11 protein-coding genes and 1 pseudogene are annotated in these 14,199 nt (G+C 34.6%); 8 read left to right on the top strand and 4 right to left on the bottom strand.

Annotation, left to right across the window (positions count from 1 at the left end; genetic code table 11):
• The first annotated feature begins 463 nt into the window (after positions 1 to 463).
• The 3 genes from DRF57_RS05565 to DRF57_RS05575 all read left to right on the top strand — a co-directional run bounded on the left by DRF57_RS05565 (position 464) and on the right by DRF57_RS05575 (position 3,215).
• Positions 464 to 1,462 (top strand): terpene synthase family protein, encoded by a 999-nt coding sequence (locus DRF57_RS05565; RefSeq protein WP_115917332.1) that lies wholly within the window; start codon positions 464 to 466, stop codon positions 1,460 to 1,462.
• A 32-nt stretch (positions 1,463 to 1,494) separates the two neighbouring features.
• Positions 1,495 to 2,529 carry a terpene synthase family protein gene (locus tag DRF57_RS05570; RefSeq protein ID WP_115917334.1) on the top strand — a complete coding sequence of 345 codons (1,035 nt, stop codon included), beginning with the start codon at positions 1,495 to 1,497 and terminating at the stop codon, positions 2,527 to 2,529.
• A gap of 161 nt (positions 2,530 to 2,690) precedes the next feature.
• A complete protein-coding gene (locus DRF57_RS05575) occupies positions 2,691 to 3,215 on the top strand; it encodes a TMEM175 family protein (RefSeq protein WP_157969878.1) in 525 nt (174 codons plus the stop codon).
• Positions 3,216 to 3,703: 488 nt separating this feature from the next.
• On the opposite strand, the gene DRF57_RS05580 is transcribed toward DRF57_RS05575, so the two are convergent.
• On the bottom strand, positions 3,704 to 4,045 hold the full coding sequence (locus DRF57_RS05580) for a hypothetical protein (protein ID WP_047486699.1): 342 nt from the start codon (positions 4,043 to 4,045) through the stop codon (positions 3,704 to 3,706).
• A gap of 34 nt (positions 4,046 to 4,079) precedes the next feature.
• Positions 4,080 to 5,933: a fibrobacter succinogenes major paralogous domain-containing protein gene (locus DRF57_RS05585; RefSeq protein WP_123863287.1), complete on the bottom strand. Its 1,854-nt coding sequence runs from the start codon at positions 5,931 to 5,933 to the stop codon at positions 4,080 to 4,082.
• Positions 5,934 to 6,803: 870 nt separating this feature from the next.
• Here DRF57_RS05585 and DRF57_RS05590 point away from each other — a divergent pair.
• The 5 genes and pseudogenes from DRF57_RS05590 to DRF57_RS05610 all read left to right on the top strand — a co-directional run.
• Entirely contained in the window at positions 6,804 to 7,595 is a 792-nt protein-coding gene (locus tag DRF57_RS05590) for an SDR family oxidoreductase (RefSeq protein ID WP_047486694.1), read from the top strand.
• 72 nt (positions 7,596 to 7,667) lie between these two features.
• Positions 7,668 to 8,069, top strand: a complete 402-nt coding sequence (locus DRF57_RS05595; protein ID WP_047486691.1) for a GlcG/HbpS family heme-binding protein — start codon at positions 7,668 to 7,670, stop codon at positions 8,067 to 8,069.
• Positions 8,070 to 8,096: 27 nt separating this feature from the next.
• On the top strand, positions 8,097 to 8,894 hold the full coding sequence (locus DRF57_RS05600; RefSeq protein WP_228450280.1) for a helix-turn-helix domain-containing protein: 798 nt from the start codon (positions 8,097 to 8,099) through the stop codon (positions 8,892 to 8,894).
• A gap of 648 nt (positions 8,895 to 9,542) precedes the next feature.
• Positions 9,543 to 10,451 carry a hypothetical protein gene (locus DRF57_RS05605; protein ID WP_123863288.1) on the top strand — a complete coding sequence of 303 codons (909 nt, stop codon included), beginning with the start codon at positions 9,543 to 9,545 and terminating at the stop codon, positions 10,449 to 10,451.
• Between the two features lie 161 nt (positions 10,452 to 10,612).
• Positions 10,613 to 11,398: pseudogene (locus DRF57_RS05610) on the top strand (IS982 family transposase); the annotation flags it as partial.
• 86 nt (positions 11,399 to 11,484) lie between these two features.
• On the opposite strand, the gene DRF57_RS05615 reads toward DRF57_RS05610, so the two are convergent.
• Positions 11,485 to 11,688, bottom strand: a complete 204-nt coding sequence (locus DRF57_RS05615; RefSeq protein WP_081988935.1) for a helix-turn-helix domain-containing protein — start codon at positions 11,686 to 11,688, stop codon at positions 11,485 to 11,487.
• Between the two features lie 708 nt (positions 11,689 to 12,396).
• Positions 12,397 to 13,782, bottom strand: a complete 1,386-nt coding sequence (gene mnmE, locus DRF57_RS05620; protein ID WP_047486685.1) for a tRNA uridine-5-carboxymethylaminomethyl(34) synthesis GTPase MnmE — start codon at positions 13,780 to 13,782, stop codon at positions 12,397 to 12,399.
• Positions 13,783 to 14,199 lie beyond the last annotated feature (417 nt).

Raw genomic sequence — 14,199 nt, forward strand, 5'->3', positions numbered from 1 at the left:
GTTTAATATATTGTTTTTTAGTGTTTTACATTGTTATTTTTTATTGAAAATCAATTTAATGTGAAAAAAAATTTGAATATATTATCTTTTTTTTTAAATTTAGTGAAACAAAATTCAATCATAAAAAATATAATCATTAATAGTAATTGATAAGAATTTGATTTTTTTTTTGAAAATTATTTTCTAATAACTTGCTTTCCCCACTATCTAGGCAGGTATTAAAATCTAACGTAGAACCGCATGTTAAATCAATCCATTGTTTATACCGTCAATAGTGATTGATTTGGAATTAATTCTTCCAACCTCATTTTACATTCCGATAATAAAACAACTAAATATTCAGACCTCATTTTAAGTCTGAGTTTTATGAGTTTTTGTACATCATCCTTTGTCCATTTGTTTCTCAAGTTGGGTGGATATTCGGATGGTAATTAGCCTGTGTCAAATTCAAAAAAATAAGACTATGAACACACTTGAACTACTTAAAACCCAATTTAAGTATCCGTTCCCTACATTAAAGAACCCTAATGCGGATCTATTGCAGGAAATAACAGAGAATCAATGGATTGATGGAGAGTATCTTTGGCTCTACGAACAAAACCCCAACCTTCGTAAGAAGTATAAGATGACCAAGACGGCACATATTGCTTCCCATTGGTTTCCTACGGCTTCTCCTGAACGATTGAGGCCAATTTGCAGACTGATGTTATGGACCTTGTATAATGATGACCTCTATGAAGAAAGTGAACTTGAAAACATCGAATATGTACATGCACAATCAATTGCTGTACTTAGGGGTGAGGTTACCGGTGAAGATTCCGGAATCCCTTTGGGTAAAATGCTGGCTTCCTTGAGACAGGAGCTGTTACAGTTTATCCCGGAAGAATCACTTTTCCGTTTTACACAGATGATCGATAAATATTTTATGGGATTGAAAACAGAGCTGATCTATAAGAAGAACAAAACTTATCCCAGTGTAGTAGAGTGTATTGCTTTACGCGAAAACTCTATTTGCCTGTATCCTTTCCTTCAACTTACTGAAGTGGAAACAGGAATCGTTCTCCCACCGGAAATTCATGCAAATCCGGTAATACAACGTTTACAAACTTTAGCCTGTCATTTGGTTACCTATTTCAATGAAGTTCAGTCTGTCTTGAAAGATGAAGCTACAGACAGCGTCTATTATAACATAGTGAAGGTCATTCAGAACGAAAGACAAATGTCTCTGATGGAGGCATGCCTTGAAGATTTACGTCTGCATAATGAAGACTTGAATGAATTCCTGGCATTGCAAGTCTCTCTTCCGGATTTCGGCGAGTGGCAGGAAGCGGTTATTAATTGGGTACATTACATGGGCATGGTTTTGAGTGGTTGGAAGAATATATCTACAAAGTTGGGAAGATATAATGCTATGGATTTTCCGGATGCCGGAGAGCTGAAGGCAAAACTAAATGAAATATAATAATCATATAATCTTAAATACATAATAAACCTATGAGTATCAGAGAAGAATTAATTGTTCCTAAATGCTATTATCCCTGGGAAACAGTCCAGAGTCCTATTGCCAATGCTTTTGATGAAGAGGAAAAAGAATGGTATGACAATGACTATACTTTTATTTCTGAAGAAGGAATAAAGAGATGCAAGCCTCAATTTTTGTCTCGGGTTGCCACTTATATGAACCCAACTTGCAAAAGTATTGATCTTATGCGTCCTTGTGCAAGGTTGATGATTTATATCACTATTTTTGATGATTATTTTGGGATAACACCAAGAGATGAATTGCAAGTTATAGCCGATAGGGTTTATGAGGTAATGATGGGGGATGAGCCCAATCCGGATGAAATTGGAATCCTCCGACAAATGGCACAGGCCAGAAAAGAGTGGCTGGCTAATGGAATGCCACAATTTTGGATAGACCGTGTCTCCATCAATTTCTATGAATTCATCATGTATGGCATGGCAGAGGAAATTCCTTTCAGGCAAGTAGAAAATAGAACCTATCCCTTGCTTGCTCATTATCTGAGTTTCAGGAAATACTCAATCGGTATGTGGCCTTACGGAGACTTGATAGATCCTGCCACTGACTCCCCGTTACCTGTTCACCTCTATAATCATCCCATTGTACAGCGCTGCAGGGAAATACTTTCTCTGGTTATTGTTATTCAGAATGATTTTGCCTCTATAAAAAAAGAACTTGAAATAGAAAGTGAAAGTTTGAACATCATCTTCATTCTGAGTAATCAGTATAATTTATCCTATCAGGACTCTTGTACGGAAGCGATGAAATTACATGATGCATATTGTCAGGAGCTTGATGATTTGCATAAGTCTCTACCGGATTTTGGAGAGTTCCAGGAATTAGTATATGATCATATCCAACATATCAAATTACAAATAAGCGGCTGTGCAAACTGGTATTATAATTCGGGAACCAATCGATATGAACCTAAAGGATTCATTGTTCCGCAATATGGAAGAGAGGGTGATGAAATCGTAATTCCTCATAGTGTATTTGTTAAGAAATAACAGTTGGGTGCTCTATTATAAATGATATGTAACATCCTCTTATGGAAAATAGTATGAACTAGCCTTTGAGTAATATTTATTTGAGCTATGGGGAAACAAATGAGGATGTTAGATTTGATAATTTAGTTGTTAAGTTATTAATGACTATGAAAAAAGAACGATTGGACGCCATTACAGATGGGATAATGGCCGTGATAAGCACTCTGATGCTTATGGATATTAAGATTCCTAATTTATCATTGGCACATTTACCTGGTATTTTATATCAGATATTTGTTTATGCCATGAGTTTTGTGACTGTAGTCATTGTATGGCTTAATCATCATCGCATTACACTCCATAAAGAGAAGATAAGCATTAATTCCGTTTGGATTAACTTCGGACTATTGTTTGTAATATCATTTATCCCTACTGCTACAGCACATTTAAGTGAATCTTTTTTTGATACATCGAACCATGTGTTCTATGGTGTTGTTACCACATTGGTCGTCCTTTTCTACGCAATCTTTCAGGAGTTTATCACTCGATCTGAAAATGAAAAGAATATACAGTTTGATAGGAAGATGAGCTGGTTGACAATGGGGCTGTATCTATTAAGTATCCCATTAAGTTTGATAACAGTATACATATCAGGGCTTATTTTTCTTTTCGTACCTGCTCTATATTTTATTCAAAGTAAGAAATAGTAATTTTTCAACAAAACATCATGAAGATATGAAATTCATATAACGATGGCAGATCTAAATCAAAGGTAATGAATGATACATACTTATGTTAATTATAAAGTTACCTTTGTTTATCATCATTTTTAAAAGCGGTATTACCATACTCAAAAGGGGTGGAATATCGCTTTCTTATTATTCTACTTATTCTACGTAAAAATTAACTTTATTACTGTCCTGTACAAAATATCCAATTTTCACGGAACAGTATATATGCTGGAAAGTTATGTGTAAATTTCGAATAAAGAATTTGAAATATAAATCCTATTTAAAGTAAGAAAATGTAAGAACAAACCAATTAAGGTAGATTGTTTACCTTAGTTGGTTTGCCTATAAAAATCAATTATGAAACAAAAGACACTCCTATTTTATATCTATATGAAATAGTCTCTTTTTCTAGTCATTTCGGAATATGAAATATCCATATTTACTATTTTTGTTTAGACGATGCTTTATTTTTTCAAAATAGATTCCTGAACAACTGACGAACCTGTGCCTGGATTTGGACTTTTATGGAGCGGATTCAAAGGATTATTCCATATACATTTCGACCATTTGTCCGCTTGATAAACTTTGACACAATCCTCAGACATATCGTAGATAAGCATCCCATTGGCAGGATTGGAGACCGTATTAGTATTAGCAACTCGATTAAGGATAAGGGCTTTGTCTGCTGATCCCAATTCCAAATCAACACTTGGATTGAGGTTGTCCGTTTTTATACCAATCTGAGCTGAAACAAAAGAACCCCATGTGAATGCCAGTAATATTATAGTTTTAGTTTTATTGATCATATTAGTTGAATGAGTGATTTAATGAAAATATGAATTAATTTTTTATACATCGAACAGAGTGAGCCTCCACTCTGGACATAACTTTGTTTGTATTAACCATATTAAGGATAAAATTGACGCCTACTCCAAAATCAGACAATCCCGAAACAGGATTTGATGTCCAATATGAAGAATTTCCAATACCAATGTCCTGAGGCAAATTAAGATTATCATTAGTTGCTTGGTTGCTAGTAGATGAATAAAGGCCAGATCTCATACCTCCCATTGAAAACTTTAGGCTCGAAAGAGATGCTATTGTTGCATTGGTAATACCTGCTGTTGTAAGTAAGGTTACATATTCTGTTCGTGAAGGAATCCTAAAGCCTATTGGGCAAGGATTATTCAATGAGGATTCTTGTTGCCATTTTGTAGGGCTATCGGTTACTGCCCAGTCTACAGGAGTCTGCCCTGCAGTAATTAATTTTGTATGATTGGGATTATCGCTCTTACTATTTGTTGTAACAGAATTGATAGAATTACCTGTAATCTCTGAAGTGTAAGCAATCAATTCATGGCCATCAGGTTTTCTTCCCCATTGAAAAAGTGAGCCATATGCCCTGTAGTCATTATGAGAGGTGGCCTGAGCTCCTGGGTTAAAATCAATACTGTTGATATTGGTATAATTTGCTCCCAGGTTATTGTTCAGCCAAACTTTACCATCTTCTCCCTGAACTGGAACATAAATAAAGTTATGACGTTGTCCTAAAGTTGGATCGTTATCTGTTTTCCCAAACATTTTATCAGGAATACCGGGGATATCCCGGACTGCGTAATTGGAAAAGGAACCAGCATTATTATAAGGATACTGGAAGGTTCCCATCAGAATACCCAAATAATCACTTCCTAGTCCAGCGTTTATGTCCAGCTTCTTTGCCTTAAGAGGTCCTCCTATGGCTTTAATAGTTGCTGTAATGAATTTAGAAGCAGAAGTATAGGTTTGTGGTATCCAGGATAACTGTAGCAGCCTGGATTTTCCATCCTCTGTCAGAAAAGCAGGAATACTTATTGTATTCGTCCATTCTCCAATTATTCCGGTACCTGAAGCTCCGGCTATGGGAATTTGTACCTGAATACCAGCTTCGGTAATGGATCCTTGATAATCAATCAACTGATCTGTTGTTCCATCAGCATCTACAGGGCGCGTAGTTGTAGCCGGGCCTGTAGGAATAGTATAAGGAAGATAATTATTATCAAAAATGGAAGCAATATATTGTATCCTGTTTTGTGCCAATGTAAAGTTTGGAGGTAATACTCCGCCGCCACCTTGTGAGACCGTTATAGTTTTAGAGCAAATCTTTCCGCCCAATACAATATTGAAGTTATAGTTTCCGCCTGTCGGAACAATGCTTGCTGTAACACTATAGGTTACAATTCCATTGCCATTATTAAAATTTCCTGCTGTAAGATTTGCCGTAAATCCTTCAGGTACAGAAACTAATGTCTGTGCAGGATAATCTCCTGCGTTTCCGCCTGTATAACTTACTACAAACGATCCGTTGTAAGAAGTTTGTCCCGCAGTTGCTTCCGGAGAAAGTACGGAGTTGCAGTCGATACTGGTAACGGTACCGTTACCTCCGGTCTGTCCATCATAACAAGAAGTCCATTGTCCAGCTTGATAAGCTTTCATGCACTTTTCAGAGAGGTCATAGATAACCATTCCATTGATAGGTAATTGTATACTAGAAATATTAGGCACGCGGTTCAGTAGTAATGCCTTGTCAGGAGAGCCTAAATCTAGATCAGAACTGAGATGTGGGTTGGAGGTTTTGATTCCTATCTGTCCGAAGGTATATGATGAAGGTATAACAATAGACATCAAGAGGTAGATAATGGTTTGCTTTTTTTTCATTGTTTTTTCTTTATTGTGTAGTGAGGAATGTTGTGGGGAATTCAAGAATGAGGGATGTCCGAACTCTGCAAAATTAAAATGAACAAATGAAAAGAAATTTACTTTGTTGTAATTAATTCGGAAAATATCTTATTCTTTTTTGCCTATCATGCATTGAAAAACACATCGATTTTATATTTTAAGGAAGGTTAGAATCTATAATTATTGGAGTTCTATTTGTGAAGCAAATCTTTTCATATTTACAGTAATTTGAAAAGATATAATGTTTAAAATCCTGAATTTCTCACTATAAAACCTGTGTAGGGTTGTTTATTCTACGCAATTTTGAGTCTTATAATAATATAAGTTTGATCAAATTAAATTTTGATCCTAACTCTAATGTTATAGGAGGAATGAAGGGGAAATCATTAGTCTGAAAATAATTTCTCTTGTCATGTCTAAGTAATTAGTACTTCACTTAAAAAATACAATTGAATATGAACAAAACAATAATTACCCTAATAATTATCCTTATAATATTTCTCTGTTATGCAAGAATGTTCAGCCAGGTGGGTATCTATACAGAGAATCCCCACTTCAGTATCCATCTTGAATTATACTCCTTCTATAAAGTATTTTTTCCGCTTATCAAGGGAAATCTGGAATTAATTTTCAGAACTATGGAGTATTAGGAGTTCCAACGATTTTTCTCATTGATAGCTTCAGGAGAGATAGAGGCGAAGATGACTGGGCTTGACAAAATTGTGAAAAGATTTAAATAGATGACTTCTTGAATGGGTGGACTTTTGAGAAATATAATTTTGAACCGATTACAAACAAAAAACAAATATAGGAGATGTAGCTTTACATCGTAATTTTTAAAACAAAAATATGAAGAAAACAATTTTAATTACAGGAGCGGCTAGTGGTTTTGGTAAAATCGCGGCATTTGATTTAGCAGGAAAAGGGCATAAAGTAATTGCAACTGCACAAGTGTATCCACAGATGAGTGATCTTATTCGTGAGGCAAAAGAAAAAGGAGTTGATCTTATTGTTGATAAACTTGATGTAACGAATGAGAGAGATCTTGCTTATATACATAGCAAATATGATATTGACATTCTAATAAGTAATGCAGGTATCATGGAAGGTGGACCTATTGCAGAGCAACCTATTGAGTTGATCCGTTCTATGTTTGAGGTTAATGTATTTGGCGGGCTTGCACTGGCACAGGGATTCATCAAGAAATTTGTTGAACAAAAGAAGCCGGGTAAGATTGTGTTCACTACATCAATGGGAGGATTATGGACAGTGCCGTATGTGGCAGCATATTGTTCATCAAAGCACGCAATGGAAGCTATTGCGGAAGGATTGAAAACTGAACTTGCAGATTTCAATATTAAAATTGCAACCTGTAATCCGGGAATGTTTGGTACTGGTTTCAATGACCGTGGGGCTGATAGTATTTTCCGTTGGTATAATCCTGAGGTTAACTTTACATCTTCTCATGTATTTGATGGGGTTTCAGAAGCATTGAGTGCGCAACTGGATCCACAGGCAATGGCAGAATGTATTGTTGATGTAGCATTGGATGATAATTCTAATTTTAGAAACGTATTTCCTAAGGAAACTGAAGATTTCGTGAAAAAACTTCAAGCAGAGGCATGGACTGCAAAAAGTTAGTCTAAAATATGATAGGGCACAGATCTGTATCTGTGCTTTTCTTCTATAATTTTTTAAGTAATAATTAGTAAAATGAGTATAGATTATCACGAGGCATCTAAGATAGTGAATGCCTCAATTGAAAAAGCTAAGGAATTGGGAGTGCCAATGAGTGTTGCAGTAGTGGATACAGGTGGTCATCTGGTTGCCTTTGCAAGATATAATAGTGTTTTTGGTGTTATAGAATTTGCTATGAAAAAGGCGAGAACAGCAGTAATGTTCGGAGTTGATAGTGATGTAATGGGAAGTATCATTGCAGGTGCTGGATTGCACGCTCAAGGGATGATAAATTCTAATGAAGGATTGTTAACCATTGCAGGAGGTATTGTCATTAGGAATAAAGAAGGAAATGTCATTGGGGCAGTGGGAGCATCTGGAGGAACAGTTGACCAGGATAGGGAAATTGCAAGCTCAGGAGCTGGTGTAATCATTTAATTTTCTGAAATTTGTATCATGGAAGTAATGCGTGAAATAATATTTGACAGATTGGTATACTCCTGTGTCTTTGAGAAACATAGGGGAGTTGAGGAATTTTTTCCTGAACATTTTTTAGGGTACCAGTTATCCGGTGAAACTCATGTTGTTCATGATCAAGGAACTACGGTTATCAAAGAGAATACAGTTGTATTTGTCAGGAAAAATCAACTGATAAGAACAATCAAGTATCCTTCAAGGTCTGGTAATTATAAGTTTATAGCTATTACATTAGATAAGGATGTCTTGGAACGTTATGCTATGGAAAACAAGGTTGTAATAGATAAAAGATTTGAGGAAACGCAGAAAATGTTTTTTGAACCCAATGATTTTTTACAGAGCTATTTCCTTTCTCTTGCTCCATACATTAATAAGACTAAAGAAGCAACACCAAGGTTGGCTGAACTCAAAATCAGGGAAGCTATTGAGCTTATCCTCGACAGTAACCCAGACTTTAAGTATATTCTATTTGATTTTACGAAGCAATATAAGGTTGATCTTGAGGAATTTATGAATAAAAATTTCATGTTTAATGTTCCTCTTGATTCTTTTGCAAAGCTTACCGGAAGGAGTGTCTCAACATTCAAGCGGGATTTCACCAAGATCTTTAATTCTTCCCCAAAGCTCTGGCTTAAAGATAAAAGACTGGAGGAAGCCCACTATTTAATAAAACACAAAAAACAAAAGCCTACTGAATTTTATCTGGATCTTGGCTTTGAAAACCTTTCTCATTTTTATGCTTCATTTAAGCAAAAATTTGGCTTTACAACCTCTGAGATAAGATAATATAATTTATTTAGCTTGATCTAAAAATGATATGATTTAGACTGCCACACAGTGTAGTGGCACAATTGGATAATGAAATATAGTAGCTGTCCATTAATTGTTTTTATCGTTAAGTATTATTATAAAAGTAGATTGATGGTAATTATTTCTATATCATTCCTACTATTACCACAAATCTTTATTAAACTTTGATAATGATATATTTGAATGCACCTAATGTATTCAAGGCAACAACAATAAGCGCCGTAGAAAATATAAAGTACAGAATCCGTAGAAGGTCTCATCGGCCATCAAAAACAAATTTGAAATTAGACATGATTATTGTTTTGATTTAATCATCTCCTTTTCAGGGGATAGTAGTTGTATTCAGGTGATGAGTAGATGTAGGATGTTAAAAGAGTAGATGTGAGTAGTTATGTTTTGACATCTGCCGAAGATTGTTTTTTAATATTGCAATGTCTTAAAAATAAATAGAACTATACCTGTATTAGTTTCTAAAATAATCCATAGACCAATGCCTTTGTATTTATGGGATGCTGGGGATACTTTCCCCAGTTCCTCATAAAGGGAGAGTAATTCCTGTAATCAAAATTCTTGAAATATAGCTGATTCAATTAATATAGTATTAACCAATTTAATATATAACACATGAGAAATATTAGTTTATTTATGATTTTGCTCAGTACGTTTCTTTCTGGGCAGGTGGGAGTGAATACTTCAAACCCACAAGGTGCTTTTCATATAGATGGTGCTAAAGATAACCCTGCATTAGATAGCCCTTTGAGCAGTCAGCAATTGAATGATTTTATTGTCACTGCTAATGGAAATGTAGGGGCGGGAACGACAACCCCAAATACCTACGCTAAATTAGATGTTATTGCCGATGATAAAGGGATTCTTACCCCAAGGGTTGATTTACAGAATCTTACCTATGATTTGAATGCTGATGGAGACAATAACATTTCTAACCAGCCTGTGGGGCTTCTTGTTTATAATAAGGGCGCTAATTTACAGCCCGGATATTACTTTTGGAACGGTTCTGAGTGGAGGCTATTTTCACATGTAAGTGGAAATGGAGGAAGTGTTACTGGATATTCACAAGTGAATTTTGAACATTATGCAGCAACAGGAACAGGAGTAGGGCCAGATGGTGGATTGGCAACAATATTACCAGGTGCTGTAAATATTGCCAGAGTTAAAAGATTACATTACTCCGTATTCAGGATTGATTTTGCTGTACCGTTTAAAGATAATAATTATATTGTATCTGGAGCAATATGGGAACCCAGACAATGGAATTTAGATAATGCCCAACCTTTTTTGTATGCTCCAAATCTTGTAAGTCAAGGTTCTGCTATTTTGGCTACTGCTATAGCAAATGATACAGATACAAATCCTACAGGCCCTACCAATCCTTCATATAATCTCGCCCCAAGACAAACTGTTCAGAGAGAGGGCTTTAATGTTTGGGTTGTAAAATATCCCACTCACTTTTATATTGTTGAGGGAGTAGGGGCATTTCCACTTGCAGGAGGGGCGTTAAGTATAACCCGATAATTGGTAATTTTAACCTCGTGTATGGAATTTTAGTAATTATTTTTGACAATAACACATACCCTTAATGTACCGATTTATATTTACATATTAACCCGTTGTGCATTATGAATAAAAAGAAATAAGTTGTTCATTGTAAATGTTTTTACCACAAAACATTTACAATGAACAACTTAATTGCAAATTACGAAAGAATTTTTGAAGTTTTACTGAAAATTTCAGATGAAACACTTTTATCTTATCAGAGAGGTGTTTCCAAAATGAAGGATCGCCTCGTCTTGACTGCCGAATATATGGGGATTGACAGTGAAAATTATATATAAAAGTCAATGAAATACGTTTAAAAATAGCTCTGAGTTTTAATGAATTTGAAGATTTTTTTATTGTTGACAGTATGCTTTTGGAAATCTGCAAAATCTCCAGAAGCACACGCTCTAAAATATGTAAAGAGGAACAGTATTGTTATCCTAACAGAGGTTTTTGCGCATCACAGCAAATGTCTTTTTATGGCTGCAAACTTCATGTGGTTTGTTCTGTGAGCGGTGTTTTCCAGAGTATACTAAGTCCGGTATCTATTCATGATATTCATTTTTTGAAGGATATTAAAGAACAGTTGTCTGATTATATTTTGCTTGGTGATAAAGGTGATCTCTCATCAGAGGTACAGGTAGATTGGTTTAATTACGCTAATATTACCTTGGAAACTCCGAAAAGAATCAGCCAAAAAGACTACAAACCACAGTTTTACTTGTTTAAAAAGCACAGAAAAAGAATTGAAACATTATTTTCTCAGCTATGTGACCAATTTATGATAAGAAGGAATTATGCAAAAAACTTTTGAAGGATTCAAAACAAGAGTGTTAGCAAAGATTACAGCTCTTACAATTGTTCAATTTATTAATAAAAACTATTTAAACAAAAAAAATCAACAATCTAAAGTCAAGCATATTTTAAAATGCACAACGGGTTATTTCATTAATTGTCCAACAGTCTTTTGCTTTTGTACCTTCATCTCTTCATCTCTAAATTTAAAAGATTATACTCCTGTTTTGCTTCCATATAGTATCTTTTCAATTTCTTTTTTTAAAACTCTAATTTTTCTTTGATTGAAATTGATATAAGATAACTTCCCTTTTTTTATCATATCATAAATCGTACTTGGAGCACAGCCTATAAGATGGGAAGCTTCTTTTACTGTAAGGCAATCAAAAGGGAGTAGGTTGACACTGTAGGATAACATAAAGTCTGATTTTCTATAGTTGGAAATGAATATTTATTATGTTTCTTATACATTCTTGTTCTACATCTTTGGTTGCGAAACCTTATTACAGTGGTTTTGACCTCAAATTCTGATCCACAATATTCGCATGTTTTTAATATATGAATATTTGTACTCATTGCTTTTTACTCTAATCAGTTGTAATATCTTGAAAACAAATAATTGTATATGAATGCGGTAATTTGTCCAAAGTCTAAAATAAGCTAGCTAAATTCTCTCAAAGGGAGTCATAAAAAATGGATGAGAATCTTAGAAATCAAGTTATGATCGTTATTAATCAATTTACATAGTAGTTAGGCTCATTAAGTACAGTAAATTAACCTTTAAATGCATACAATAAATTGTTCAAAGTGAAGAATAGACTAATTATTGTTCTTCAATAGATTATTTGAAAAAGCTGGTAAAAATTCTGGAAAATTATATTTAAATAAATAGTAATTAGCTTATTTATAGTATGATAGTGTTTATTAAGTGCAGTGAATTAACCTGTAAAATCTTGAAGTTTTTAGGTTAGAATTGGGGGACAAAACTGGGGACAAATTCAAGTGATTTATAACGTTAATTTCTTTATTTAAAATACATAAAGCGCTGTAAAATAGCGCTTTACTGGATATTTTCTAAATTCTATTATTTTAACGTAGATCGTTGATTTTAAGTTGTTTATGTATTCTATTTCCCGATACAAAATTTCGAGAAGATATTTCCTAATATTTCGTCATTAGTGACTTCCCCTGATATCGTTCCAAGGTGTTCCAGGGCATTTCTCAGTTCATACGCCAGAAGTTCTGTAGAAATCTGAACAGAAATAGCTTCTTTTACCTGATGTACAGCGTCCAGTGATTTATGCAAAGCTTCAAAGTGACGTTGGTTGGTAATCACTACATTGCTTTCTTCCGTTTTTAAGTGCTCAACGTAAGATGATAATTCATTTTTAAGATCCTGAATGTTTTGATTTTCAACAGCAGAGATTTTAATGAAATCAAACTCATGGGTGAATGCACTTCTGAAAATATCTTCTACTGCTTCATATTTGGTAGGGATTACTTCATCAATTTTGGTAGCACAGATGATCAGCTTAAGATCATCTCTCAGCAATGAGGTGATCATTTCAATATCTTCTGAAAAGTCTTCTGTAGCAGCATCAGCCAGATAGACCAGGATATTGGCGTTTTCAACCTTTTCTTTGGCTTTCTTTACTCCGATAGCTTCTATTTCATCTACCGTTTCACGAAGTCCCGCAGTATCAATTAATCTGAAGGCATTTCCTTTGATATGGAGTACTTCCTCAATGGTATCTCTGGTGGTTCCGGCAATATTGCTTACAATAGCTCTTTCTTCTTTTAATAGAGCGTTAAGAAGGGTAGATTTTCCGGCATTCGGTTTTCCGATAATAGCAACGGCTGTTCCGTTCTTAATGGCATTTCCGTACTGGAAGCTTTCGATAAGAGAATTGAGTTTCAATTCAATTTTATCCAGCAGTCCGCTCAACGCGGTTCTGTCGGCAAATTCCACATCTTCTTCAGCGAAATCAAGCTCCAGTTCGATGAGAGAAACAAAATTCAGAAGATCGGTTCTTAAGAATGAGATCTCGTTGGTAATTCCTCCCTTCAGCTGGTTAATGGCAACCTTTCTGGAAGCTTCATTTTCTGAAGCGATAACATCGGCAATTGCTTCTGCCTGGGAAAGGTCAATTCTTCCATTGATAAAAGCACGAAGGGTAAATTCTCCGGCTTTAGCCATTCTTGCTCCATTTTTAATCAGGGTTTCAAGAATACGTTTTCCAATATGTGGCGAACCGTGGAAGGCAATTTCCACTGAGTTTTCTGTGGTGAAACTTTTCGGAGCCAGAAAAATAGAGAGCATCACTTCATCAATTGCTTCTTCACCATCCATAAAATATCCGTAATGAATGGTATGGGACTTCTGTTTTTCCAGTTTTTTACCCGGAAAACTTTTCTGAACTATGGGTAATGCTTCATCTCCCGAAACTCTGATAATGCCTAAAGCACCTATTCCATTGGCTGTCGCCAGTGCACAAATGGTATCGTTATTCATGCTGCAAATTTAAGCTTTTTACGGCAGATTTTTAATAGACTCTATCATACACATTATCTATTATCTTGTTGGGCTTAAAAAGGCATTGTATAGAAGCTGTAAGTAAACGTGGTATAGATATCATGAGAAATGTCATTTTATTATTTTGTGATATTGTTATTGAAATTTTAAATAATAAGGAAATGTTTAATAAATGGATATAGGTGCTTTTAATCTTAATGTATTGTTATTTAATTTTTTAGGTATTGTTTTAATCTCTTTTTGTTGAATTATTCCTTTGCAGAATTATAAATTTCACCGCAGAATTATGATAAATATTCTAATATCAGATTTTAGTTTGGTATGTTAATTGTAAGTTAGGCCCTCAACACATAAAAAAAATTACATATTAATTATTAAAATATGTAAAATGTGTTA

The sequence above is a fragment of the Chryseobacterium rhizosphaerae genome, from assembly GCF_003385455.1.
In the GTDB taxonomy this organism is placed as follows: domain Bacteria; phylum Bacteroidota; class Bacteroidia; order Flavobacteriales; family Weeksellaceae; genus Chryseobacterium; species Chryseobacterium rhizosphaerae.

What these genes read in the sequence shown, in the direction of transcription:
- DRF57_RS05565 (WP_115917332.1), top strand. Translation starts at nt 464, where the DNA reads ATGAACACACTTGAACTACTTAAAACCCAATTTAAGTATCCGTTCCCT.
- DRF57_RS05570 (WP_115917334.1), top strand. Translation starts at nt 1,495, where the DNA reads ATGAGTATCAGAGAAGAATTAATTGTTCCTAAATGCTATTATCCCTGG.
- DRF57_RS05580 (WP_047486699.1), bottom strand. Translation starts at nt 4,045, where the DNA reads ATGATCAATAAAACTAAAACTATAATATTACTGGCATTCACATGGGGT.
- DRF57_RS05585 (WP_123863287.1), bottom strand. Translation starts at nt 5,933, where the DNA reads ATGAAAAAAAAGCAAACCATTATCTACCTCTTGATGTCTATTGTTATA.
- DRF57_RS05590 (WP_047486694.1), top strand. Translation starts at nt 6,804, where the DNA reads ATGAAGAAAACAATTTTAATTACAGGAGCGGCTAGTGGTTTTGGTAAA.
- DRF57_RS05595 (WP_047486691.1), top strand. Translation starts at nt 7,668, where the DNA reads ATGAGTATAGATTATCACGAGGCATCTAAGATAGTGAATGCCTCAATT.
- DRF57_RS05600 (WP_228450280.1), top strand. Translation starts at nt 8,097, where the DNA reads ATGCGTGAAATAATATTTGACAGATTGGTATACTCCTGTGTCTTTGAG.
- DRF57_RS05605 (WP_123863288.1), top strand. Translation starts at nt 9,543, where the DNA reads ATGAGAAATATTAGTTTATTTATGATTTTGCTCAGTACGTTTCTTTCT.
- DRF57_RS05615 (WP_081988935.1), bottom strand. Translation starts at nt 11,688, where the DNA reads ATGTTATCCTACAGTGTCAACCTACTCCCTTTTGATTGCCTTACAGTA.
- mnmE (WP_047486685.1), bottom strand. Translation starts at nt 13,782, where the DNA reads ATGAATAACGATACCATTTGTGCACTGGCGACAGCCAATGGAATAGGT.